The sequence below is a fragment of the Streptomyces solicamelliae genome (genome assembly GCF_045348655.1).
GTDB lineage: Bacteria > Actinomycetota > Actinomycetes > Streptomycetales > Streptomycetaceae > Streptomyces > Streptomyces solicamelliae.
This window is the reverse complement of sequence record NZ_CP160404.1, coordinates 872,062-896,047: the sequence shown is the minus strand read 5'-3', so window position 1 is coordinate 896,047 and position 23,986 is coordinate 872,062. Positions and strand designations below refer to the sequence as shown.

Genomic DNA, 23,986 nt, shown 5'->3' with positions numbered 1-23,986 from the left:
GCGGTGCTCAAGGCACGCGGAACCAGGCCGTCCCCAGAAAGTGGAAACGGCCTTGCACGCATACTGCGCCTGGTCGGAGCGTGGGCTTTCTAATCACCCGACTGATGCAGTGTCAATCAGCCGCGCAATTAGGGCATTTGTAGGGTGAAGCGAAGTGCCCGACAGAAGGGGCGGGCTCGCGGAGCGTCGTGGACCGTAAGGTGCTCGATGAGGTCCGCTCGCGTCGGCTCGGGTCAGGTGGACCTTCAGCGGGCCGTATCTCGTTACGTCACAGGCCGCCCGCTGGATAACCTGGGGAAATGCTTACAGAAGTGACAGCGACCCGCTATGTCACCCCTCTGCGTGAGGGCGGCTCGCTCCCCGGGATCGTCGAGGCCGACGATCTCGGTACGTACGTCATGAAGTTCACGGGGGCCGGGCAGGGGCGGAAGACCCTCGTCGCCGAGGTGATCTGCGGGCAGCTCGCGCGGCGGCTCGGGCTGCGGGTGCCCGAGCTGGTGTCGATCCAGCTCGACCCGGTCATCGGGCTCTCCGAGCCCGATCAGGAGGTGCAGGAGCTGCTCAAGGCGAGCGGCGGGCTGAACCTGGGGATGGACTTCCTGCCCGGTTCGCTGGGCTTCGACCCTCTGGCGTACGAAGTGGACGCGAAGGAGGCGGGGCGGGTCGTCTGGTTCGACGCGGTGATCAACAACGTCGACCGGTCCTGGCGCAATCCGAACATGCTCGTCTGGCACGGCGACCTGTGGCTGATCGACCACGGCGCCACCATGATCTGGCACCACAACTGGCCCGGCGCCCAGGCGTCCGCCGCCAAGCCCTACGACGCCTCCGACCACGCGCTCGCGCCGTTCTCGCCGGACGTCGCCGCCGCGGCCGCCGAGCTGGCCCCGCGGGTGACCGAGGAGCTCCTGACCGAGGTGGCCGCCGACGTGCCCGACGAGTGGCTGGTCGACGAGCCCGGCTTCGACGGCCCGGACGCGCTGCGCCGTGCGTACGTCGAGGCGCTGCTGCCGCGCGCCGCGACCATCCACGAGCGCATCACCCTGGGCCCGCGCACCGAGCGCCGGGCCCAGCAGCCGCCCGGCTGGCTCGCCGCCCGCCTCGCCCCCCGGCACGCCCAGGAGAAGGACAGCACCACGTGACCGACCGCGATGTCTTCGAGTACGCGCTGCTGCGCGTGGTGCCCCGCGTCGAGCGCGGCGAGTGCTTCAACGCCGGCGTGGTCGTGTACTGCCGCGCCCGGTCCTTCGTGGCCGCCCGTACGCATCTGGACGAGGCCAAGCTGGCCGTGCTCGACCCGGCCGCCGACGTGGTGGGCGTACGGGCGGCGCTGCACGCCGTGGAGGGGGTGTGCCTGGGCGGCGAGGACGCCGGACAGGCGGCCGGGGACGACGCCGGCCGGCGGTTCCGGTGGCTGATCGCGCCGCGCTCCACCGTCGTCCAGCCGGGGCCGGTGCACACCGGGCTGACCGTCGATCCGGAGGCCGAGGTCGAAAGACTGCTCGATCTGCTGGTGCGCTGATCGTGACGGCCGTAACGGTGGCGTGACGCGGTGCACCCGGTGGGCCGTTGACACCGGGTGCCAGGGCTTCTAGCGTCTCGTCTGCGGAAGGTACTAAGCGGTTGCTCACCCCAGGGCGGGCCGTCGCGGTTCCGCCATCAAGGGACGATCCAAGGGCGAGGAGAACCAGCATGACCACCGAGCAGCGCGTAGCCGTCGTCACCGGTGCGGCACGGGGCATCGGAGCGGCCACCGCCCTCCGCCTGGCCGCGGAGGGCCGGGCCGTGGCCGTACTCGACCTCGACGAGGCGGCCTGCAAGGACACCGTCGAGAAGATCACCGCCGCGGGCGGCCGCGCCATCGCGGTGGGCTGCGACGTCTCCGACGGCGCCCAGGTCGAGGCGGCCGTGGCGCGCGTCGCGGACGAGCTCGGCGCGCCGACGATCCTGGTCAACAACGCGGGCGTGCTGCGCGACAACCTGCTCTTCAAGATGAGCGAGTCGGACTGGGACCTCGTGATGAACGTGCACCTCAAGGGCGCGTTCCTGATGGCCAAGGCGGTCCAGAAGCACATGGTCGACGCCGGCTTCGGCCGGATCGTCTCGCTCTCCTCGTCCTCCGCCCTCGGCAACCGCGGCCAGGCGAACTACTCCGCCGTCAAGGCCGGTCTGCAGGGCTTCACCAAGACCCTGGCCAAGGAGCTCGGCAAGTTCGGCATCACCGCCAACGCCGTCGCCCCCGGCTTCATCGTCACCGAGATGACGGCCCAGACGGCCGCCCGCGTCGGCATGGGCTTCGAGGAGTTCCAGGCCGCCGCCGCGACCCAGATCCCGGTGGCGCGCGTCGGCCGCCCCGAGGACGTCGCCAACGCCATCGCCTTCTTCACGGGCGACGACGCGGGCTTCGTCTCCGGCCAGGTCATGTACGTGGCCGGCGGCCCGCTCAACTGACCCGGCACGGGACCAGAGGGACGACGACAGGGACAAGGGGCAGCGACATGACCGCACAGGAACTTCCTCCGCTCTCCGGAAAGGTCGCGCTGGTCACCGGCGCGAGCCGGGGCATCGGGTACGGCGTCGCCGAGGCGCTGGTCGCCCGCGGCGACCGGGTCTGCATCACCGGGCGCGGCGAGGAGGCGCTCAAGGAGGCCGCCGAGCGGCTCGGCGCCGACCGGGTGATCGCGGTGCCCGGCAAGGCGCACGACGAGGCCCACCAGGCCGCCGCCGTGGAGGCCACCATGGCCGCCTTCGGCCGGGTCGACTTCCTGGTGAACAACGCCGGCACCAATCCGGTCTTCGGTCCGATCGCCGAGATGGACCTGAACGTGGCCCGCAAGGTCTTCGAGACGAACGTCGTCTCGGCGCTGGGCTTCGCCCAGCAGACCTGGAGGGCCTGGCAGAAGGAGAACGGCGGCGCGATCGTGAACATCGCGTCGATCGCCGGCGTCTCCGCCTCGCCGTTCATCGGCGCGTACGGCATGAGCAAGGCTGCCATGATCAACCTGACCCTGCAGCTGGCGCACGAGTACGCTCCGCTGGTCCGGGTCAACGCGATCGCCCCGGCCGTGGTGAAGACGAAGTTCGCGCAGGCCCTGTACGAGGGCCGGGAGGCGGAGGCGGCGTCCGCCTATCCGCTCGGCCGGCTCGGCCTGCCGGAGGACATCGGCGGCACCGCCGCTTTTCTCACCTCCTCGCAGGCGGACTGGATTACCGGCCAGACGCTGGTCGTGGACGGTGGTCTGTTCCTCAACGCCGGAGTGGCGTGACCGTGACGCCTCTATGGCGTGACCTTTGTGTGACCGAATTCGGAGCCGTCATCTGACCGGTTTGTTACCGGTTGTGCGCCGAATGCCTCAAGTGCCCCGCCAGGGCTCCACATTGACCTGGCGGGGCACTGCGGTATGGTCGCTCGACCCATGGCTGAACGAGGAGCGTGCACGTGTTCAACCGGACCAGTCTGCAGATCACTGCAGCCCTTGCGTCCATATCCCTGGTGAGTGGCTGCAGCCTCTTCGAGGGTGACGAGGCCGAGGGCGAGAAGAAGCTCGTCGTGGGCACGACAAGCTCCCCGACCAGCCTGGATCCCGCTGCCGCGTGGGACAACTCGTGGGAGCTGTACCGGAACGTCTTCCAGACCCTGGTGGCCTTTCCGACCGGCAGCACCACCCCGCAGCCGGACGCCGCGGACTGTAAATTCACCGATACCGCGAGTCGTGTCTTCGAGTGCACGCTTCGTGACGGTCTGAAGTTCTCCAATGGGCACGTACTCGACGCGGCGGCCGTGCAGCACTCCATCGAGCGCATCCGGAAGATCGACGACAAGAGCGGTCCGAATGGAATGCTCGGTTCGCTCGCCAAGATCGAAACCGTCGGCAGCAGGACCGTGGTGTTCCGGCTGAAGGAATCGGACGCGACGTTCCCGTTCGTTCTCGCCACTCCCGCCATGTCGCTGGTCGACCCCGCCGAATACCCGATGGACTCCCTCCGCAAGGACGGGAAGCTGATGGGCTCCGGCCCGTACGTCCTCGACTCCTTCGAGGTCGACGGCGAGGGCATTCCCCAGGAGGCGGTCCTCACCAAGAACCCCTCCTACAAGGGCTTCGCCGACCGCAAGAACGGCGGCGTGACCATCAAGTACTTCGAGCAGTCCGAGCCGATGGTCACGGCCCTGAAGAAGAAGGAGATCGACGCGGTCTACCGTGGTCTGACCGCGGAGGAGGTCAACGAGCTCCAGGGCAAGGGCAAGGAGAACGAGCACCTCCAGATCGTCGAGACCACCGGCGCGGACATCCGCTACCTGGTCTTCAACTCCGCCGATCCGGTCGCCCGCAAGCTCCCGGTCCGCAAGGCCGTCGCGCAGGTGATCGACCGCGACGAGCTGGTCGGGAAGGTCTACCAGGGCACCGCCGAGCCGCTGTACTCGATGGTCCCCAAGGGCATCACCGGCCACACCACCAAGTTCTTCGACCGCTACGGCGACCCGGACGTCGCCAAGGCCCGCAAGATCCTCCGCCAGGCCGGGATCGACGAGCCGGTCGAGATGACCTTCTGGTACACCGAGGACCGGTACGGCTCCGGCACCGCCGCGGAATTCGCCGAGATCAAGCGGCAGCTCGACGCCACCGGGCTGTTCAAGATCACGATCAAGGGCAAGAAGTGGGGCGAGTTCCAGAAGGACTACCAGGCCGGCAAGTACCAGGTCTTCGGCCGCGGCTGGTTCCCCGACTTCCCGGACCCGGACAACTTCGTGGCCCCGTTCGTCGGCAAGAAGAACGTCCTCGGCAACCCGTACGAGTCTCCGAAGATCACCGAGAAGCTGCTGCCGCAGTCCCGCAAGCAGAGTGACCGCAGCGCGGTGACCGAGGACTTCGCGGAGGCCCAGGAGATCATGGTGGGCGACGTGCAGCTGCTGCCGCTGTGGCAGGGCAAGCTGTACGTGGCCGCCAGCGAGGACATCTCCGGCGGCGAGAACGCCCTGGACCCGCAGACCGTCATGCAGATGTGGGAGCTGGGCAAGAAGACCAGCTGGTAGGACCGGCCGGCCGCGGGCGGGCAGGAGGCCCGCGGCGGGCGTTGTCAGTGGCCCCCGGTAGGTTCTGATCCAGAAGTGATCGCCTACCGGAGGTTGTTGACGTGACCGACACCGACATGCTGCCCGAGTCCTGGCGCGGCGTCCTCGGCGAGGAACTGCAGAAGCCCTACTTCAAGCAGCTCACCGAGTTCGTCGAGGAGGAGCGGGCCAAGGGGCCGGTCTACCCGCCGCGCGAGGAGGTCTTCGCCGCCCTCGCCGCCACTCCGTACGACAAGGTCAAGGTCCTCGTCCTCGGCCAGGACCCGTACCACGGCGAGGGGCAGGGCCACGGCCTGTGCTTCTCCGTGCGGCCCGGCGTGAAGACCCCGCCCTCGCTCCGCAACATCTACAAGGAGATGAACGCGGAGCTCGGCCACCCGATCCCGGACAACGGCTATCTGATGCCGTGGGCCGAGCAGGGCGTGCTGCTGCTCAACGCGGTCCTCACGGTCCGCGCCGGCGAGGCGAACTCGCACAAGAACCAGGGCTGGGAGAAGTTCACCGACGCGGTGATCACGGCCGTGGCCTCCCGCCCCGACCCGGCGGTCTTCGTGCTCTGGGGCGCGTACGCGCAGAAGAAGCTCCCGCTCATCGACCAGGAGCGGCACGTCGTGGTGAAGGGCGCCCACCCCTCCCCGCTGTCCGCGAAGAAGTTCTTCGGCTCCAAGCCCTTCACCCAGATCGACGAGGCGATCGCGGCCCAGGGCCACGAGGCCGTCGACTGGCGGATCCCGAACCTGGGCTGATCCCCGGTGCGACACAGGCGCGGGCCCCGGCCCGCGCCTGACCGGGATCCGGCGCGGTGCGGGCTAGCGTCGGTCCGGCGACGCACCGCGCGGCGCCCCGCCGGACCGCACCCAAGGAGGCCGCATTGGGCGACCAGCAGCCCTCGGAGGATCCCGTCATGACCCGGATCGGGCAGGCGACGATGCTGCTCCACGCCGGGGACCGGGAAGAGGCCCGCAACCGCCTCGGGGCGCTGTGGGAGGAGCTCGGGGCGGACGGCGACCTCCTGCACCGGTGCACCCTCGCGCACTACATGGCCGACACCCAGGAGGACCCGGACACCGAGCTCGCCTGGGACCTGCGGGCGCTCGGCGCGGCGGAGGAGCTGAGCGAGGAGCGGGTCGCCCGGGACGACTCGGCGGTCGCGCTGCGCTCGCTCTACCCCTCGCTGCATCTCAACCTGGCCGCGGACTACGTCAAGCTGCGCCGGCCCGACGCGGCCCGCGTCCACCTCGACCGGGCCCGCGCCGCATCGGAGGCCCTCGGCGACGACGGGTACGGGAACGGCGTACGGGCCGCGATCGGCCGTCTGGAGAGCCGGCTCGGCCCGCAGGAGTGAGCCGGCGCGGCCGGTCGGCCCCGGCCGACCGCGGCGCGCTCAGCCCCGGCCGCCGTACGTGTCGCGGCAGATGCGGGACTGGTCGCTGCCGCGGCCCCAGCCGCCGTACTTCTCGCCGATGTCGCACACCTCGCCCCGGGACCGCGGCGGGTGAACCGGCAGCTTCGGCAGCACCGGCGGGAGGACGATCTGCGGCCCGCCGCCGGGAGACCGGCCCCGCTCGCGCTGCTCGTGCGGCCGGTCCGTCTCGTTCTGCTGCGAGCCCCCGTGGGCCCGCTCAGGGGCCTCCTGGCGCCGCGGCGGCGCGGCGGGCCGCTCCGGCGGATCGACGGCCTCCAGGGCCTCCCTGGCGGGCGCCTCGACGACGACCTGGGGCTCCGCCTGTCCGGCCGGCAGCCCGACCCCGGCGGGCGCCGGGATCGGCGGCGCTGCCGGTGGCGGCTCCACGGACACGCAGCCGGTGACCGCCGCGACGGTCACCCCGACCACCCCGGCCATCCCGGCCAGGACCTTCGTAGTGGTTCTCGTTCGATGCACCCGCGCAACCTTGCAGGTCGCAGGAGGTCCGCATACCCCTACCGGCCGGGAATGCCCCGCACGAGTGATCTTCGCGCCCCGGGGTTCCCGGCCGTACGGGCGGTGCCGGGTCAGTCCCCGGTGACGCCGTCGATCGCCTCGCGGACGAGGTCCGCGTGACCGTTGTGCCGCGCGTACTCCTCGATCATGTGCACGTAGATCCAGCGCAGGTTGAACTGCGTTCCGGTGCGGTGCTTGCCCGCGCCGATGTCGTCGAGCGTGCGGGCCGCCGCGAGCTCACGGGCCCGGGCGATCTCCGCCTGCCAGGTCGCGTGCGCCTCCTCGAAGGTGTCCTCGGGGTCCGGATCGAAGTCCTTGTCCCGGTCGTCCTCGGTGGTGTACAGCGGCGGGGCGTCCTCGTCGGAGAGGATCCGCCGGAACCAGTGGCGCTCCACCTCCGCCATGTGCCGCACGAGGCCGAACAGGGTCAGGTCCGACGGGGGAGCGGAGGCGGTGCGCAGCTGGGCGTCGTTCAGGCCCTCGGTCTTGACGGCCAGGGTGGCGCGGTGGAATTCGAGCCAGGACTCGAGGCTCTCGCGCTCGCCGGCCAGGGTCGGGGGAGAGGTGCGTTCGACGGTCATCCCGGAATCGTCGCCGCGGCCCGTGCGGCGCGCCAGCCGATTATCGGCCCTCGTCGCCCAGCATGCCGCGCAGCAATTCCTCGAAGCCGGTGCGCAGTTCGTCGAGGCTCGGCACGTCGGCGTGGAACGAGCCGATCGCGCAGGAGAACATCAGCCCCTCCGACCAGGCGACCAAGGACAGCGCGTGGCGCCGGGGGGACGGCGAGCCGGCCCGCTCCATCATCGCGATCAGCGGCCCGCGGAAGGCCGCGCCGGTGGCGTCGAAGAAGCTGCGCAGCTCCGGCCGGCGGGTCGCCTCCAGGGCCAGTTCGTAGCGGGAGACCAGCAGCGGCCGGTGGTCGGTGAGGTAGCGGTGCAGGGCGAGTGCGAGGGCGTCGGCGACGGCCTGGACGCCGCCGTCGGGCGCCGGCATCTCGTCCGGCGCGAGCACCTGCGCCTCGTGGTGGGCCTGGCGGCGCACGGCGGTCTCCAGGAGGGCCTGCCGGGTGCGGGCGTGATTGGAGGTCGAGCCCTGCGGGAGTCCGGCCCGCTCGTCCACGGCCCGGTGGGTGAGTCCGCGCATGCCCCGCTCGGCGAGAAGGGCCAGGGCGGTGTCGCCGATGAGGTCGGACCTCGGGGAAGGCGGCGCGGCGGAGGTGCGTGCGGTCATGGGGCCAACCTATCGATCCGCCCCTGGCCGCGGGACTACAGCTGTAGTACGGTCGAGATGTCACTACACCTGTAGTTTCGATCGAGGAGGGGTCATGCAGCAGCATGCCGTCGTCATCGGAGGCGGGATCGGCGGACTCACCGCCGCCGTCGCGCTCCACCGGCAGGGCCGCCGGGTCACCGTCCTGGAGCGGGCCGCGTCCCTCGCCCCCGTCGGGGCCGGGATCGGTCTCGCCCCCAACGCCCAGCGCGCCCTGGACGTGATCGGCCTCGGCGACCCGGTCCGCGCACTCGCCGCCTGGCAGGGCGACGGGGGCATGCGCACCCCGTCGGGCCGCTGGCTGTGCCGCACCGACGCCGCCGCGGCCGCCGAGCGCTTCGGCGGCCCGCTCGTCCTGCTCCACCGGGCCACCCTCGTCGACCTGCTGCGCGCCGCCCTCCCCGACGGCACAGTCCGTACGGGCGTCACCGCCTCGGTCGCCGACCCCGGCGACGGGCGGCGCCCGGCCCGCGTCGTGACGGCGGACGGCGAGACGTTCGAGGCCGGTCTCGTCGTCGCCGCCGACGGCATCCACTCCGCCGTCCGCCGCGGCCTGTTCCCCGACCACCCCGGCCCGGCGTACTCCGGGTTCACCACCTGGCGCGTCGTCGTCCCCGCCCCCGACCGGCCCTTCGCCCCGCACGAGACCTGGGGCGCGGGCAGCCTGTGGGGCACCCAGCCGCTCAAGGACGGCCGGATCTACGCGTACGCCATGGCCGCCGCCCCCGCCGGCGCGCACGCCGCCGACGACGAACGGGCCGAACTGCTGCGCCGCTTCGGCGACTGGCACGACCCGATCCCGGCGATCCTCGCCGCTGCCGCGCCCGAGGACGTCCTCCGCCACGACGTGCACCACCTGATCACGTCGCTGCCCGCCTTCCACCGCGGCCGCGTGGCCCTGCTCGGCGACGCCGCGCACGCCATGGAGCCCACGCTCGGCCAGGGCGGCAACCAGGCGATCGAGGACGCGATCGTGCTCGCCCACCACGTCGCCGCCGGGCCGCCCGTGGACCGCGCCCTCGCCGCGTACACCGCCGACCGGCTGCCCCGCACCACCGCGATCGTCCGCAAGGCCGCCCGCACCGGGCGGCTGACCCTGCTCTCCGCCCGCCCCGCCGTCGCCGTCCGCAACACGCTCATCGCCGCCGTGTCCCGCTGCGGACCCGGGCTGGTCCTGCGCGGCTTCGACGGCATCGCCGACTGGTCACCGCCGGCCGCCACGTATGCTGCCGACAGGCGGGACCTGCGGGAACGACAGGAGCCGCGGACGACCAGGCACTAGGGAGTGGACCGTGAGGATCGGCTGCATCGGGCTCGGCGACATCGCGCAGAAGGCGTACCTGCCCGTGCTGTCCACCCTCCCCGGCGTCGAGCTCCACCTGCAGACCCGCACCCCCGAGACGCTCCGCCGCGTCGGCGACTCCCTGCACGTCCCCGGCACCCAACGGCACGGCGACCTCGACGCGTTGCTGTCGGCCGGACTCGACGCCGCGTTCGTCCACGCGCCCACCGACGCCCATCCGGAGATCGTCGCGCGCCTCCTCGACGCGGGTGTGCCGACCTACGTCGACAAGCCGCTCGCGTACGAACTCGCCGACTCCCGCCGACTCGTGGAGCTCGCCGAGGAACGCGGCACCGGTCTCGCCGTGGGCTTCAACCGGCGGCTCGCCCCCGGCTACGCCCAGTGCCTCGACCACCCGCGCGAACTGATCCTCATGCAGAAGAACCGCATCGGGCTGCCCGAGGACCCGCGCACCTTCGTCCTCGACGACTTCATCCACGTCGTCGACACCCTGCGCTTCCTGCTGCCCGGCCCCGTCGAGCACACCGACGTACGGGCCCGGATCCGCGACGGCCTGCTGCACCACGTCGTGCTCCAGCTGTCCGGCGACGGCTTCACCGCCCTCGGCATCATGAACCGGCTCAGCGGCTCGACCGAGGAGATCCTCGAGGTCTCGGGCCAGGACACCAAGCGCCAGGTCCTCAACCTCGCCGAGGTCGTCGACCACAAGGGCCAGCCCTCGGTCCGGCGGCGCGGCGACTGGGTGCCGGTCGCCCGGCAGCGCGGGATCGAGCAGGCCGTGCACCTCTTCCTCGACGACGTGCGCGCGGGCCGGACGACCAGCGCCCGCGACGCGCTGCTCACCCACGAGCTCTGCGAGCACGTGGTGCGCGAGTGCCTCGCGCAGAGCGCCTGAACGAACCCGCGCCCTCCACCGCGCACAGCGCCGCGAGCACGGCGAACGCCGCGTACACGGCCCAGTCGCCGTACCGCACGTACGCCGTCGTCGCCTCGGACAGCGGTACGGAGTACACCGCCGTGCCGCGGTAGTCCGTGCCCAGCGGCTCGCCGACGCGCGCCCCGTCGGGCCCGTACACCGCGCTCACACCGGTCAGCGTCGCGTGCACCACCGGACGGCCGGACTCCGCCGCCCGCAGCGCCGCCAGCGAGGCGTGCTGCTCCGGGGCCCAGCTGCCCTGGAACGTCGAGGTCGCCGACTGCGCCACCACCACCTGCGCGCCGTCCCTGACCAGGCGCCGGGTCATGTCCGGGAACGCCGTCTCGAAGCAGACCAGCGGCCCGATCCCCAGCCCGTTTTCGCCCGGCAGCGTCATCACCACCTGGGCCTCGCCGCGCCGCCGGTCCTCCCCGGCCGCCCGGCCCACGGACGTCGCCCAGCCCAGCACCGAGCGGGCCGGGACGTACTCGCCGAACGGGACCAGGCGCATCTTGTCGTACCGCTCGCCCGTCAGACCGTCCGGGCCGATCAGGACGCTGCTCTTGTAGATGCCGGGCTCGTCCGAACGGCGCGCGTCCACGTTGACGAGGATCGGCGCGCCGACCGCCCGCGACAGCGCGGCGACCCGCTCCGCGAGCTCCGGGCGCCTGCCCAGGTCGCGGCCCACGCTGCTCTCGCCCCACACCACCAGGTCCACGTCCTGCCCGATCAGCGTGCGGGTCAGCCGCTCGCCCTCGTCGAAGCGGCGGTCCACGCCGCCCGCGCCGTGGTGGATGCCCGGCTGCACGACCGCGAACCTCACCGCACCGACCGGACTCGGCGGCTCCGCCCACACCCAGACCAGACTTGTGGTGAGCGCGCACACCAACAGCCCCACCAGGGCGGACACCCGTACGGCGGCCACCGACACCAGCAGCGCCACCGCGGTGTTGACCGCCACCACCAGCAGGCTCACCAGCCACACCCCGCCCACCGAGGCGAGCCGCAGCGCCGGGGCGACCTCCCACTGACTCGCGCCGAGCAGCCCCCAGGGGCCGCCGAGGCCCTCCCAGGACCGCACCAGCTCGACCATCAGCCATCCCGAGGGCACCACCACGACCGCGGCGAGGGCGCGCGCCGGCGACGGCTCGCCGCTCAGCATCGCCCGCACCACCCAGCCCCACGGCAGCCACAGCAGCCCGAGCAGGGCGGCGACGAGCAGGATGAAGACGTGGAGGTTCGGCACCAGCCAGTGGTGCACGGCCAGCATGAACCCGATCCCGCCCAGCCAGCCGTCCAGGGCGGCCCGGCGGGCGGAGCCCGCCGAGCGGATCAGCAGCAGCCACGGCACCAGCGCCACGTACGCGAACCACCACAGCGACGGCTCCGGGAACGCCAGCGCGGGCAGGGCCCCGGCCGCCGCGGCGAGCAGCGCACGCCACCACGGCGAGGCGAGCGCGGCGCGGGCGGCCCCGCCGGCTCGGTTGCGGGCGTTGGTACGGGCCGCCACCGGGATCTGCATGTACGCGACGCCTCCTCATGCCGACTGCCGACCGCCGACCGCCGGGGGAGCGGTGTCGCCTCCAGTGTGCGCGCCGGGCGCGTACGGGGACAGAGGGCGCGACCGGGGGCGCGCGCGGCGCGGCCGGGGTTCAGCCGGACGGCATCGCACGGGGCGACGCGGTGGTCGGCCGGAGGCCATCGCGCGGGGGCGGCCCGGGTCAGCCGGAAGGCATCCGGCGCCACTTCTCGTGCACGACCACGGACCGCAGCCGCCAGCCCGCGTCCGTGCGGGCCAGGCCGAAGGCGTACCGGCCGCCGCAGACGAAGTCCTCGCCGGACTCGAACCGCATCGGGTTGACGTAGTCGGCCCGTACCTCGGCGGTGTCGCCCGGGTAGCCGCCGAGGTCCTGGAGCCGGATCAGCCGGTTGACGACGAGGTGCTGGCGTACCGGGAAGAGCCGCATCGTCTCCGCGAGCCAGTCGGCGACCTCGGCCGCCGGGCCCTCGATCCCGCCCGAGCCGCGGTAGTCGGCGCGGCCGTCCAGGGTGAAGAGGTCCCGGTACGCCGCCCAGTCGGCGTCGTCCACGGCCGCGGCGTAGCCGGTGACCACGTCGTCGACGGCGAGCCGGTCCATCAGGGTCGCGAGCTCCACACGCAGCGTCATCGCCTCAGTGTGGGGCGACGGGGCGGCCCGGGCCAAGGGCCGTGCAGGGACTCGGACGACGCGACCGCCCGCGGGGGTCAGTCCCCGGACTCGCCGGCGTGGGGGGACAGGACGTCCGTGCCGACCAGGATGAACAGGACGATGCCGAGGATGATCCGGTAGATCACGAAGGGCATGAAGGACTTCGTGGTGATGAACTTCATGAACCAGGCGATGACCGCGTAGCCCACGGCGAAGGCGATGATCGTCGCGAAGATCGTCGGGCCCCAGGAGACGTGCCCCTCGCCCGCGTCCTTCAGCTCGAAGACGCCGGACGCCAGGACCGCGGGGATCGCGAGCAGGAACGAGTAGCGGGCCGCGGCCTCGCGGGTGTAGCCCATCAGCAGACCGCCGGAGATCGTCGCGCCGGAGCGGGAGACGCCGGGGATCAGGGCCATCGCCTGGCAGATGCCGAAGATCAGGCCGTCCTTCACGTTCAGCTGCTGCAGCGTCTTGCGCTCCCGGATGGCGCGGTGCCGGCCGCCGATCTCGTCGCGGGCCGCCAGCCGGTCGGCGATGCCGAGCACGATGCCCATCACGATCAGCGTGGTGGCGATCAGCCGGAGGTCGCGGAACGGGCCCTCGATCTGGTCCTTGAGCGTGATGCCGAGGACGCCGATCGGGATCGAGCCGACGATGACCAGCCAGCCCATCTGCGCGTCGTGGTCGGAGCGCATCGACTTGTCGGTCAGCGAGCGGAACCAGGCGGAGATGATCCGCATGATGTCCTTGCGGAAGTAGATCAGGACGGCCGTCTCGGTGCCGATCTGCGTGATCGCGGTGAACGCCGCGCCCGGGTCCTCCCAGCCCGCGAACGCCGCGGTGAGGCGCAGGTGCGCGCTGGAGGAGATGGGGAGGAACTCGGTCAGCCCCTGGACGAGCCCGAGGATGAATGATTCGAACCAACTCATGGGGCTAGGGCCGTCCCGAGTGTGCGCGTGCGGTCATGGGCGAGGCGGTCGTTGATCGACCGCCGCTCGCCCCGCAGCGTACCGCCCCCGGGTGAATGCCCCGAGGCCGGGCGTCAGTCCCCGGCCGGGCCGGTCCGGGTCCACCCGGGCGGGTCGACCCGGTCGGTGACGCTCGCGTCGTCCACGTCACCGCCGCATCCGGCGCACACGAGCCGGGGGGTCAGCTCGTCGCCGCAGCGGTGCGTCAGGACCACCGGCGGGACCTCGTTGAGGTGCCGGTCGCCCCAGGTCATCAACGCGAGCAGCACCGGCTGAAGTTCCTCGCCGGCCGCGGTCGCGCGGTACTCGTACCGCTGCGGGCGCTCGCTGTACGGGACCTTCTCGAGCACCCCCGCCTCGACGAGCTTGCGCAGCCGGGCGGTCAGGATGTCGCGCGGGGCGCCGGTGTTGCGGGCGATGCGGTCGAACCGGCGCACGCCGAGCAGGACTTCGCGGAGCACGAGCAGGGAGTACTTCTCGCCGACGAGGCTCAGGGCGTCGGCGATCGAGCAGGGGCGGGGCGCGGCCTTCATGGGACCAGCCTAGAGCAGCACCCGGGGTGAGTTGGAAAACTGGACTCGCTCCGCTATGTTACTCGCGATGGTCGGTCCAGTTTTCCAACTCATGTCGTCCAGTCCAGGAGCTGTGATCATGCGAGACGCCGTCATCGTCGAAGCCGTCCGTACGCCCATCGGACGCGGCAAGCCCGGCGGGGCCCTGTCCGACGTCCACCCCGTCGCCGTGCTCTCCCACACGTTGCGCGCGCTGATCGAGCGCAGCGGCATCGACCCCGCCCTCGTGGACGACGTGATCGGCGGGACCGTCGACCAGGTCGGCGAGCAGGCCATGAACACCACGCGGTACGCCTGGCTGGGCGCCGGGTTCCCGGAGTCCGTGCCCGCCACGACCGTCGACCGGCAGTGCGGGTCCTCGCAGCAGGCCGTCCACTTCGCCGCCCAGGGCGTGCTCTCCGGCGCGTACGACGTCGTCGTCGCCTGTGGGGTCGAGTCGATGAGCCGCGTCCCGATGTGGTCGAACGTGCCGCCCGGCGCGGACCCCTTCGGCCCCGGCGTCGCCGCGCGCTACCCGGAGGGCCTCGTGCCGCAGGGCATCAGCGCGGAGCTGATCGCCGCGAAGTGGTCGATCGGGCGGGAGGCGATGGACGAGTTCGCCGCCGCCTCCCACGCCAAGGCGGCGGCGAGCTGGGACGCCGGACTGTTCGACGCCGAGGTCGCGCCGTACGGCGACGTCCGCCGCGACGAGTCGGTGCGGCCCGCCACCACGACCGGGATCCTCGCCGGGCTGCGTCCCGCCTTCGAGGACCCGGCGTTCGCCGAGCGCTTCCCGCAGATCGACTGGTCCGTGACGGCGGGCAACAGCAGCCCCGTCAACGACGGCGCCTCGGCCGTCCTGATCATGGCCGCGGAGACCGCGGAGCGGCTCGGGCTGCGGCCGCTCGCCCGGCTGCACGCCTTCGCCGTGACCGGCTCGGACCCGCTGCTCATGCTGACCGGGGTCATCCCCGCGACCGAGAAGGTGCTGAAGCGGTCCGGGCTCGGGCTCGCCGACATCGACCTCTTCGAGATCAACGAGGCGTTCGCGAGCGTCGTCCTCGCCTGGCAGCAGGAGACCGGGGCGGACCTGGCCAAGGTCAACGTGCACGGCGGTGCCATCGCCCTCGGCCACCCGCTCGGCGCGAGCGGGACCCGGCTGACGACGACCCTGGTGCACGCGCTGCGGGCCCGCGGGGCGCGGTACGGCCTGCAGGCCATGTGCGAGGCGGGCGGTCTGGCGAACGCGATGATCGTCGAGGCGCTCTGACGCGGCTGCGCGATCGTCGAGGCGCCCTGACGCGGTTGCTCAGACGGGCGAGGGGGTCCGGTCCCCGGCGGGGACCGGGGCCTCGGTCGGCCGGGCCGGCTCGGTCGCCCGGTGCAGGCGGTGCCGCTTGCGCCAGGCGACGACCGCGCCCGCGAGGCCCGTCACCACAATGAACCCCGTCGAGATCAGGAACGCGGGCGACGACGGCGACGAGGCCTCGCTGCCGGCGATCACGTACGCGGTCGTGTTCGGCAGCGAGCCGAGTCCGGTGCCGATGAGGAACGGCGCGTACTTCATGCGCGACACCGCCGCGCAGTAGTTGGCGGCGGCGAACGGGATCCCTGGGAGGAGCCGGATCACCAGGGTCGAGCGGAAGCCGTGCCGGCTCAGCTGCCCGTCCGCCGCCTGCAGCCAGCGTCCGCGCAGCAGCGGGCGCAGCGCGTCCTGCCCCAGCAGCCGGCCGAGGGTGAACGCGATTCCCGCGCCGAGGACCGTGCCGGCCACGGCGCCGACGACGCCGAGCCACGTGCCGAACAGGGCGCCGGCGGCCAGGTTCAGGATCGGCCGCGGCACGAACGCGGCCGTGCACAGCCCGTATGCCACCCCGAACACCACGACCGCGCCGACGCCGGACAACTGCGGGGGCCAGCCCTCGGCCAGCAGTTTCTGCGGCTCGAAGAGCACGACGAGCGACACCGCACCGGCCAGCAGCGCGCCCAGCACGGAAATGCGCACCCGGGGGGAACGCAGCGCCCGGATGCAGCGAAGAAGGGAGGAGCCCGGCGGCCGGGTCACGGGGTCGAGCACGCGGCGAGACTAACCGAAGCCGGCAGGTGATCGCTGTCGCGTCGGTCACGGGACGCCGCGGGCGCAAGGTGTGCGCGTGAGGCCCCAGCCAGGGCCGCGCGGCGCCCCAGCCGGGGCCGCGCGGCGCCCCAGCCAGGGCCCTGCCGCGCCCCGGCCAGGGCCCTGCGGCGCCCCAGCCAGGGCCTCCGGGCAGGTCTGTGTCGCGGCCGGCCCCGGGAGGGACCACAGCGGCCCTTGCGCAGGCCTCTCCCCGGCACCGCCGCCTGCATAAGGTGGCCCCATGCCCGCCTCCGTGCCCGACAGCGACCTCGCCGACACCGTGCTGGCCCGCCTCACCACCGTGTATCCCGGCGGCGGGGATCCCTTCCGGGCGCAGGAGATGGTGGCGTACATGAAGGGGGTCGTGCCCTTCCTCGGGATCCGGACGCCGGAGCGGCGTGCGCTGTCCCGCGCCGTGCTGGAGGGGCTGCCGCGGCCCGGTGAGGACGACTGTGCGGCCGTGGCGCTGCGGTGCTTCGCGCTGCCGGAGCGCGAGTACCACTACTTCGCCGTCGACTACCTCCGCCGCCACGTCGCCCGCTGCTCCTCCGGCTTCCTGCCCGTCGCCCGCAGCCTCGTCACCACCGAGTCCTGGTGGGACACCGTCGACCACCTCGCCGCGCATGTCGTCGGCGGACTCGTCGCCGCCGACTCGGCGCTCGCGGAGCGGATGGACGAGTGGATCGGGGACGACGACCTGTGGGTCGCCCGCACGGCCCTGCTCCACCAGCTCCGCTTCAAGAACGCCACCGACGCCGAGCGCCTCTTCGCGTACTGCCTGCGCCGCGCCGGCCACCCCGACTTCTTCATCCGCAAGGCCATCGGCTGGTCGTTGCGCGAGTACGCCAAGACCGCCCCCGCCGAGGTCCGCGCCTTCGTGGCCGCCCACGAGGGCGAGTTCGCACCCCTGTCGGTCCGCGAGGCGCTCAAGAACCTAATCCCGTCTTAAGAGCGGGATTGGGGAGCCGAGTGCTCCCGGGCCTGTTCGAGCACCAAGGCCCGTGATGCCTATCAAGAACCTGGCCCTCAGGCCTCGTCAGAGAGTGGCGCGAGGGCTGTGGTGTTCATGGTGGTGGCGTCCAGGCGGGTGCCGAGTGGACGACTTCGTGTGATCGGGTCCCGAGACCTTGTGCCAGACCGAGCGCGTCTCGGCACCTCCCTGACCGCCACCGCAGGGGCGTCAACACTTGCCACTTGATCGCTCGTTGGAGTTGGTGGTGCGAGCCCACCGTGCGGTGACTTCTCGATGCTGCCGAGCCGCAGAGCTCCCAGATAGACCGAGGCCCGTGGGGTGAGCTGGTGCCACGAACAGCTACTGAGGTGGCGGACCGGCCCTCGCGTCGAGTCCTGGGATTAGGTCGCTGCGTGGTTCCGCACGAGCTCGTGACCAGCACAAATACACAGCAGTACCGGGAGGGACCTTGATCTACTGCGGCATCGACTGGGCGGAGAGGACACACGACGTCGCCCTCGTCGACGACACCGGCCAGCTCCTGGCCAAACGCCACATCACCGACGACGCCAACGGCTACAAGATCCTGCTGGACCTGCTCGCCGAGTACGGCGACACTGCCGAGGACCCGATCCCGGTCGCGATCGAGACGTCCCGCGGCCTGCTCGTTGCCGTGCTGCGGACCGGCAAGCGGCAGGTCTTCGCGATCAACCCGATGGCAGCCGCCCGCTACCGAGACCGGCACTCCGTCTCCCGCAAGAAGTCCGACCCCGGCGACGCGCTGGTCCTGGCAAACATCCTCCGCACCGACATGCACGCCCACCGGCCCCTGCCCAACGACTCCGACCTGGCCCGGGCCGTTGCCGTCCTCGCCCGAGCTCAGCAGGATGCCACCTGGAACCGCCAGCAGATCTCCAACCAGCTCCGCTCACTGCTGCGCGAGTACTACCCCGCAGCCCTGGCAGCAGCGGACGGCTGGAAGAACGGTCTGTGCCGGTCCGAGGCCCGCGAACTCCTCCGGACAGCCCCGACTCCGACCCGTGCTGCACGGCTCACCCGCACCCAGCTCCAGGCCGTCCTCAAGCGCGCGGGCCGCCAGCGCGGCATCGAGGCCGAAGTCGAACGGCTGCGTGAGGTCTTCCGGTCCGAGTGGGCTCATCAGCCACCGCTGGTCGAGGAGGCGCTGGGCAAGCAGACGCTCGCCCTCCTGACGCAGCTTGATGCGGCCTGCACGGCCGCCGACCAGCTCGCCAACGCCGTGGAAGAGTCCTTCCCTCAGCACCCGGACGCTGAGATCATCCTCAGCTTTCCCGGCCTCGGCCTCCAGCTCGGCGCCCGGGTGCTCGCCGAGGTCGGAGACGACCGGCAGCGGTTCGCCGACGCCCGCGGCCTGAAGGCATACGCCGGCGCCTCGCCCATCACCAGAGCCTCCGGAAAGAAGTCGTCCATCACCCGCCGCTGGGTCAAGAACGACCGCCTCAACCACGCCGGCTACCTCTGGGCCTTCGCCTCGCTCACGGCCTCACCCGGCGCCAAGGCCCACTACCGGCGCCGCCGCGACCACGGAGACTGGCATGCCGCCGCCCAGCGCAACCTCTTCAACCGCATGATCGGCCAGCTCTACCACTGCCTGCAGCGCGGCGAACAGTTCGACGAGCAGGCTGCCTTCCCCGCACCCCCTTCAACGGCGGAGATGGCAGCCGCTTGACCTGCAGTTATCTTGCTCAGTTCACCCACGGCAGTCGATCATTCAAGGATGAGACCCGAAGTTCAGGCTTTCGTCGCCGACGGCCCTCTCCCCGACTGGGACACCGACGACGAGGAGCTCGTCGACCGCCGAGGTCGGCAAATCGACGCCATCTCCGCGCCAGTCACACCCGACGAGGCGCAGGCCCTGGCTGGCTGCTTCGGCCCCGACGACTGCTATGGCGTCGCCTGGTCGCTGCTGCACCTGATCGAGACCAGCCCAGGCCCGCTGCCGGCCGTGACACGCCCGGGGCCCGACGCCGACGTCTGGCATCGCACGCTCTGGAATCGCTGGGGAAACCCCGGACTCACCGACGAGGACTTGACGCGTTAGAACCCTGAGGTGTCTCTGACCGCCGCGTAATTCGTTCGACGTGGACGGGCCGGTGCGCGAGGATCAGCGGCATGTTCCGGCACGCCTTCCTCGCAGTGACGTCCGCAGTCGCGGACGCGCCGAAGGCTGCCCTGGACGCGGCGTTCGCCGCAGTCGCAGCGCCCTTCGACGGCGCGCGAAGCTGACCCTCCCCGGAACGTCCGGCGGACCCCGCAGGGGGAGGGTCGGTAAGGCCCCAGGGGTCCCCCTCCGCGAGGGAGCAAGCATCGAGTTCCGGGAAGGAACCGAACCAGTCATGTCCAAGACGGCGTACGTGCGTACCAAGCCGCATCTCAACATCGGCACCATGGGCCACGTCGACCACGGCAAGACCACCCTCACCGCCGCCATCACCAAGGTCCTCAGCGAGCGCGGGACCGGCACGTTCGTGCCGTTCGACCGGATCGACCGGGCGCCCGAGGAGGCGCAGCGCGGCATCACCATCAACATCGCGCACGTCGAGTACGAGACCGACACCCGCCACTACGCGCACGTCGACATGCCCGGCCACGCCGACTACGTCAAGAACATGGTCACCGGCGCCGCGCAGCTCGACGGGGCGATCCTCGTCGTCTCCGCGCTCGACGGGATCATGCCGCAGACCGCCGAGCACGTCCTGCTCGCCCGGCAGGTCGGCGTCGACCACATCGTCGTCGCGCTCAACAAGGCCGACGCGGGCGACGACGAGCTGACCGACCTGGTCGAGCTCGAGGTCCGCGAGCTGCTGAGCGCCCACGGCTACGGGGGCGACACCGTGCCCGTCGTACGGGTCTCCGGGCTCCGGGCGCTGGAGGGCGACCCGCGGTGGACCGCCGCCGTCGAGGCGCTGCTCGACGCGGTGGACACGTACGTGCCGATGCCCGTGCGCTACGTGGACGCGCCGTTCCTGATGCCGGTGGAGAACGTGCTCACCATCACCGGGCGCGGCACCGTGGTCACCGGAGCGGTCGAGCGCGGCACCGTACGGGTCGGCGACCGCGTCCAGGTCCTGGGCGCGGAGACCGAGACCGTCGTCACCGGTGTCGAGACCTTCGGCAAGCCCATGGAGTCCGCGCAGGCCGGCGACAACGTGGCCCTGCTGCTCCGCGGCGTCCCCCGCGACGCCGTCCGCCGCGGCCACGTCGTCGCCGCGCCGGGCAGCGTCGAGCCGCGCAACCGCTTCACCGCGCAGGTCTACGTGCTGTCCGGCGCCGAGGGCGGCCGCAGCAAGCCGCTGTCGACCGGCTACCGGCCGCAGTTCTACATCCGCACCGCGGACGTCGTCGGCGACGTCGACCTCGGGTCCGCGGGCCTCGCCCGGCCCGGCGAGACGGTCACCATGACCGTCGAGCTCGGCCGCGCGGTGCCCCTTGAGCCCGGTCTCGGCTTCGCCATCCGCGAGGGCGGCCGGACCGTCGGCGCGGGCACGGTGACCGAGGTCGCCTGAGCCCACCGCGGCGGAGGCCCGCGTTCCGTACCCCCACGGGACGCGGGCCTCCTGCCGGTGCGTCAGACTCGGGTCATGACGCAGACACGAAGGACGGCACTGGTACTGGGCGCGGGTGGACTCGTCGGCGGAGCCTGGGAGTTGGGCGTGCTCCAGGGCCTCGCGGAGGCCGGCGCGGACCTGTCCACGGCGGACCTCGTCGTCGGCAGCTCCGCCGGCGCGGTCGTCGCGGCGCGGCTCGCCGCCGGGAAGGACACCCTCGCCGGGCTGTACGAGCGTGAGCTCGACGGCACCGCCCCCGCGGAGCCCGCGGCCCGGCTCGGCGCCGGAAACATCCTGCGGTACGCGCTCGCCCTGCTGACGTCCCGCACCCCCGAGGCGTACGGCCGCAGGCTCGGCCGGCTGGCCCTCGGCACGGACACGGTCGACGAGGCCCGGCGGCGGGCCGTGATCGCCCGGCGGCTCGACCCTGTCACCGACTGGCCCGAGCGCCCGCTCCTGGTCACCGCCGTCGACGCGCTCACGGGGGAGCTCGCCGCCCTGGACAAGGACTCCGGCGCGCCCCTCGCCGACGCCGTCACCGCGAGCTGCGCCATCCCCGGACTCTGGCCGCCGGCCACGCTCCTCGGCCGCCGCTACATCGACGGCGGGCTGCACTCCACCGCCAACGCCCACCTCGCCGCCGGGTACGCACGCGTCGTGATCATCGCGCCCAGCACCGTCGGCAGCAAGGTGATCCACGCCCCGGCCCGGCAGGGCGCCGACCTCGCCGCCACGGGCGCGCGCGTCGAGGTCGTCACTCCGGACAAGGCGTCGAAGGCGGCCTTCGGGCGCAACCCGCTCGATCCGTCGCGCCGCGCCCCCGCCGCCCGCGCCGGGCGGGCCCAGGCTGCCGCCCACGCGCCGGCGGTCACCGCGCTCTGGGCAGAATAGGCATGTGAACGAGCAGATTCCCGTGATCCGGGACGTCGACGGCGGCACCGCCCGTCTCCTCCCGGATGTCGACCGCGAGCGGGCCTGGCTGCTCACCGTGGACGACGCCCCCCAGTCGTACGTCGACCTCGACGAGCCGACGCACCTCGAGTTCGAGTACGCCCGCCGGCTCGCCCACGTCGTGGACCGGGCCGCCGAGGAGGGCGCCCCGCTCGACGTCCTGCACCTGGGCGGCGGGGCGCTGACCCTGCCCCGCTACGTGGCGGCCACCCGGCCAGGCTCCCGGCAGGACGTCGTGGAGGCCGACCGCGGGCTGCTCGCCCTGGTCACCGAGCACCTGCCGCTGCCCGAGGGTTCGGGCGTCACCGTGCTTGGGGCGGACGCCCGCGCCTGGCTGGAGGCCGCGCCCGCCACGTCCTTCGACCTGATCGTCGGCGACGTCTTCGGCGGCTCGCGGGTGCCCGCGCACCTGACGTCGACCGCGTACGCGAAGGCCGTGCGGCGGGCGCTGCGGCCGGGTGGCGTGTACCTCGCGAATCTGGCGGACGGCGCCCCGTTCGCCTTCCTCCGCTCCCAACTGGCCACCTTCGCCGCGGAGTTCCCCGAGCTGGCGCTGGTCGCCGAGCCGGCGGTGCTGCGCGGGCGGCGCTTCGGCAACGCGGTCCTCGTCGCGTCCGACGCCCCGCTCGACACCGCCTACCTGGCCCGCCGCGCCGCCGCCGACCCGTTCCCGGCGCGGGTGGAGGCGGGGGACTCCCTGACCCGCTTCGTCGGCGACGCCCGACCGGTCACCGACGAGGACGCGGTGCCGTCGCCGGTACCGCCGGGCGGCACGTTCACGGTCGGCTGACGCCCGGGCTCCCCCGGCCGGCGCTCCCCGAGCCGTCGGACACGCGGGCCGTCGGGCTAGCGGCCGTCGGGCTCGCGGGCCGTCAGACCGCCTCGGTGCGCACCGCAGCCGGGGCGGGCTCCCCGCCGCCCGCGACCTGCTTCGTCTCCGTACGCCGTGTCAGGTTCCGTACGTCCGGGACCAGCAGGACCAGCGCGGTGACCACCACGACCAGCGCCGCCGAGCCCCACAGCGCGTTCGTCCGGCCGAACCAGCTCTCCGCCGGGCCCGCCAGGGCGGTGGAGACGGGGAGCAGGGCCGTCGAGCCGAACCAGTCGTAGGCGGAGACCCGGGACAGCTTCTCCTCCGGGATCTCCTGGTGCAGCGTGGTCATCCAGGCCACGCCGAACATCTCGCTGCACACACCGCAGACGAACATCGCCGCGGAAAGTCCGATCGTGTCCAGCGGCACGGCGAGCGCCGCCGACGGCAGCGCGAGCGGGAACACGCCCAGCGTGCCGACCAGCAGCATCCGCCGCGGCTTCCACCGCATCATCAGCAGTGCGCCGCCCAGCGTGCCGAGGCCGAACGCGGCCAGCGCCAGGCCCCAGGGCTTCGAGCCGCCGAGTTCGTCGCGGGCGACCAGAGGTCCGTACACGGACTCGACCGCGCCGACCAGCGCCACCACGATCGCGAACTGCGCCACGATCGACCACAGCCACGGCCGGCCGATGAACTCCTGCCAGCCCTCGCGCAGATCGGAGAGCAGTCCGCCGCCGGGCGCGCGCTCGGCGATGTGGCTCACGTCCAGGAAGGCGCGCAGCCCGCCCGCGACGGCGAAGGCGACGGCGTCGATCGCGAGCACCCAGCCGGGGCCGACGAGGGCGACCAGGAGGCCGCCGAGCGCGGCTCCGCCGAGGCCCGCGCCGTGCATCGCCATCCGGAACAGCGCGAAGGCCCGGCCGGCCTGTTCGCCGGTCACGCTGGACATCAGCATGCCCTCGGCGGCGGGGTTGAAGAACGCCTGGCCGGCGCCGCACAGCGCGGTCAGAAGCATCATCTGCCAGATCTGCGGCTCGCCTGCCAGGACGAGCACCGCGAAGACCGCCTGCGAGACGCAGTTGAGCGCGTTGGCCGCGACCATCACGCGGTGCCGCGGCACGCGGTCGGCGACCGCGCCGCCGATCAGCAGGAAGAGGACCAGCGGGACGATCCGGGCCGCCGCCACCAGACCGACGTCCCCCGCGTCGCCGCCGGCGTCGAACACCGCCCAGGTGGTGGCGATCAGGGCGCCGTGCGCGCCCAGGTTGGTGACGATCGCGGCGGCGGTCAGCAGGGTGTAGTTGCGTCCGGCCCACGCGGGGGCGAGCCGGCGACGGGAGGCGGCGGGGGGAGTACTCACGTCAGGACTATCCCCGCCGAC

General features: G+C 72.6%; 25 protein-coding genes. 16 read left to right on the top strand and 9 right to left on the bottom strand.

From position 1 onward, the window contains the following. The first annotated feature begins 299 nt into the window (after positions 1–299). The 7 genes from ABZO31_RS04165 (at position 300) to ABZO31_RS04135 (ending at position 6,416) form a co-directional block, all read left to right on the top strand. Positions 300–1,142: a HipA family kinase gene (locus ABZO31_RS04165; protein ID WP_406859575.1), complete on the top strand. Its 843-nt coding sequence runs from the start codon at positions 300–302 to the stop codon at positions 1,140–1,142. Beyond that, complete coding sequence (locus ABZO31_RS04160; RefSeq protein WP_406859574.1) at positions 1,139–1,522, top strand: DUF3037 domain-containing protein; 384 nt, start codon at positions 1,139–1,141, stop codon at positions 1,520–1,522. The genes ABZO31_RS04165 and ABZO31_RS04160 overlap by 4 nt, the downstream gene beginning before the upstream one ends. Positions 1,523–1,692: 170 nt before the next feature. Continuing rightward, positions 1,693–2,451 carry a 3-oxoacyl-ACP reductase FabG gene (gene fabG / locus ABZO31_RS04155; protein WP_406859573.1) on the top strand — a complete coding sequence of 253 codons (759 nt, stop codon included), beginning with the start codon at positions 1,693–1,695 and terminating at the stop codon, positions 2,449–2,451. Between the two features lie 47 nt (positions 2,452–2,498). Then, positions 2,499–3,266: an SDR family oxidoreductase gene (locus ABZO31_RS04150; protein WP_406859572.1), complete on the top strand. Its 768-nt coding sequence runs from the start codon at positions 2,499–2,501 to the stop codon at positions 3,264–3,266. 173 nt (positions 3,267–3,439) lie between these two features. Beyond that, on the top strand, positions 3,440–5,032 hold the full coding sequence (locus ABZO31_RS04145; RefSeq protein ID WP_406859571.1) for an ABC transporter substrate-binding protein: 1,593 nt from the start codon (positions 3,440–3,442) through the stop codon (positions 5,030–5,032). Between the two features lie 116 nt (positions 5,033–5,148). Then, positions 5,149–5,817 carry a uracil-DNA glycosylase gene (ung, locus tag ABZO31_RS04140; RefSeq protein WP_406865248.1) on the top strand — a complete coding sequence of 223 codons (669 nt, stop codon included), beginning with the start codon at positions 5,149–5,151 and terminating at the stop codon, positions 5,815–5,817. 158 nt (positions 5,818–5,975) lie between these two features. Further along, on the top strand, positions 5,976–6,416 hold the full coding sequence (locus tag ABZO31_RS04135; RefSeq protein ID WP_406859570.1) for a hypothetical protein: 441 nt from the start codon (positions 5,976–5,978) through the stop codon (positions 6,414–6,416). Positions 6,417–6,455: 39 nt separating this feature from the next. On the opposite strand, the gene ABZO31_RS04130 is transcribed toward ABZO31_RS04135, so the two are convergent. The 3 genes from ABZO31_RS04130 to ABZO31_RS04120 form a co-directional block, all read right to left on the bottom strand. Then, positions 6,456–6,953: a hypothetical protein gene (locus ABZO31_RS04130; RefSeq protein WP_406859569.1), complete on the bottom strand. Its 498-nt coding sequence runs from the start codon at positions 6,951–6,953 to the stop codon at positions 6,456–6,458. 110 nt (positions 6,954–7,063) lie between these two features. Continuing rightward, on the bottom strand, positions 7,064–7,573 hold the full coding sequence (locus ABZO31_RS04125; protein ID WP_406859568.1) for a DinB family protein: 510 nt from the start codon (positions 7,571–7,573) through the stop codon (positions 7,064–7,066). A gap of 40 nt (positions 7,574–7,613) precedes the next feature. Beyond that, entirely contained in the window at positions 7,614–8,222 is a 609-nt protein-coding gene (locus ABZO31_RS04120) for a TetR/AcrR family transcriptional regulator (RefSeq protein ID WP_406859567.1), read from the bottom strand. A gap of 94 nt (positions 8,223–8,316) precedes the next feature. On the opposite strand from ABZO31_RS04120, the gene ABZO31_RS04115 reads away from it, so the two are divergent. Together ABZO31_RS04115 and ABZO31_RS04110 are read left to right on the top strand one after the other, a co-directional pair. After that, a complete protein-coding gene (locus ABZO31_RS04115) occupies positions 8,317–9,543 on the top strand; it encodes an FAD-dependent monooxygenase (RefSeq protein WP_406859566.1) in 1,227 nt (408 codons plus the stop codon). A 10-nt stretch (positions 9,544–9,553) separates the two neighbouring features. Then, on the top strand, positions 9,554–10,459 hold the full coding sequence (locus tag ABZO31_RS04110; protein WP_406859565.1) for a Gfo/Idh/MocA family protein: 906 nt from the start codon (positions 9,554–9,556) through the stop codon (positions 10,457–10,459). On the opposite strand, the gene lnt is transcribed toward ABZO31_RS04110, so the two are convergent. The 4 genes from lnt to ABZO31_RS04090 all read right to left on the bottom strand — a co-directional run bounded on the left by lnt (position 10,404) and on the right by ABZO31_RS04090 (position 14,170). Continuing rightward, positions 10,404–12,002, bottom strand: coding sequence for an apolipoprotein N-acyltransferase (gene lnt, locus ABZO31_RS04105; RefSeq protein ID WP_406859564.1), 1,599 nt, complete (start codon positions 12,000–12,002; stop codon positions 10,404–10,406). The genes ABZO31_RS04110 and lnt overlap by 56 nt on opposite strands. 199 nt (positions 12,003–12,201) lie before the next feature. Then, a complete protein-coding gene (locus tag ABZO31_RS04100) occupies positions 12,202–12,648 on the bottom strand; it encodes a nuclear transport factor 2 family protein (RefSeq protein WP_406859563.1) in 447 nt (148 codons plus the stop codon). A 77-nt stretch (positions 12,649–12,725) separates the two neighbouring features. Next, positions 12,726–13,598: an undecaprenyl-diphosphate phosphatase gene (locus ABZO31_RS04095; RefSeq protein ID WP_406859562.1), complete on the bottom strand. Its 873-nt coding sequence runs from the start codon at positions 13,596–13,598 to the stop codon at positions 12,726–12,728. A 113-nt stretch (positions 13,599–13,711) separates the two neighbouring features. Further along, the gene (locus ABZO31_RS04090) at positions 13,712–14,170 is read right to left on the bottom strand and encodes a winged helix-turn-helix transcriptional regulator (protein WP_406859561.1); all 459 of its coding nucleotides are present in this window, start codon (positions 14,168–14,170) and stop codon (positions 13,712–13,714) included. A 118-nt stretch (positions 14,171–14,288) separates the two neighbouring features. Between ABZO31_RS04090 and ABZO31_RS04085 the strand changes: the two genes are divergently transcribed. Beyond that, positions 14,289–15,458 carry a thiolase family protein gene (locus ABZO31_RS04085; protein ID WP_406859560.1) on the top strand — a complete coding sequence of 390 codons (1,170 nt, stop codon included), beginning with the start codon at positions 14,289–14,291 and terminating at the stop codon, positions 15,456–15,458. Between the two features lie 39 nt (positions 15,459–15,497). Here the strand turns inward: ABZO31_RS04085 and ABZO31_RS04080 are convergent, their stop codons facing one another. Beyond that, entirely contained in the window at positions 15,498–16,265 is a 768-nt protein-coding gene (locus ABZO31_RS04080; protein WP_406859559.1) for a TVP38/TMEM64 family protein, read from the bottom strand. A 280-nt stretch (positions 16,266–16,545) separates the two neighbouring features. Here ABZO31_RS04080 and ABZO31_RS04075 point away from each other — a divergent pair, with 280 nt between their 5' ends. The 6 genes from ABZO31_RS04075 to ABZO31_RS04050 all read left to right on the top strand — a co-directional run bounded on the left by ABZO31_RS04075 (position 16,546) and on the right by ABZO31_RS04050 (position 22,584). Beyond that, entirely contained in the window at positions 16,546–17,253 is a 708-nt protein-coding gene (locus ABZO31_RS04075) for a DNA alkylation repair protein (protein WP_406859558.1), read from the top strand. Positions 17,254–17,725: 472 nt separating this feature from the next. Then, complete coding sequence (locus ABZO31_RS04070) at positions 17,726–18,964, top strand: IS110 family transposase (protein WP_406858863.1); 1,239 nt, start codon at positions 17,726–17,728, stop codon at positions 18,962–18,964. 48 nt (positions 18,965–19,012) lie between these two features. Further along, positions 19,013–19,336, top strand: coding sequence for a hypothetical protein (locus tag ABZO31_RS04065; RefSeq protein WP_406858864.1), 324 nt, complete (start codon positions 19,013–19,015; stop codon positions 19,334–19,336). Positions 19,337–19,631: 295 nt separating this feature from the next. Further along, positions 19,632–20,801 (top strand): elongation factor Tu, encoded by a 1,170-nt coding sequence (tuf, locus tag ABZO31_RS04060; RefSeq protein ID WP_406859557.1) that lies wholly within the window; start codon positions 19,632–19,634, stop codon positions 20,799–20,801. A 75-nt stretch (positions 20,802–20,876) separates the two neighbouring features. Continuing rightward, on the top strand, positions 20,877–21,734 hold the full coding sequence (locus ABZO31_RS04055) for a patatin-like phospholipase family protein (RefSeq protein WP_406859555.1): 858 nt from the start codon (positions 20,877–20,879) through the stop codon (positions 21,732–21,734). Between the two features lie 4 nt (positions 21,735–21,738). Then, entirely contained in the window at positions 21,739–22,584 is an 846-nt protein-coding gene (locus ABZO31_RS04050; protein WP_406859554.1) for a spermidine synthase, read from the top strand. An 82-nt stretch (positions 22,585–22,666) separates the two neighbouring features. Here the strand turns inward: ABZO31_RS04050 and ABZO31_RS04045 are convergent, their stop codons facing one another. Continuing rightward, entirely contained in the window at positions 22,667–23,965 is a 1,299-nt protein-coding gene (locus tag ABZO31_RS04045) for an MFS transporter (protein ID WP_406859553.1), read from the bottom strand. Positions 23,966–23,986: the final 21 nt, after the last annotated feature.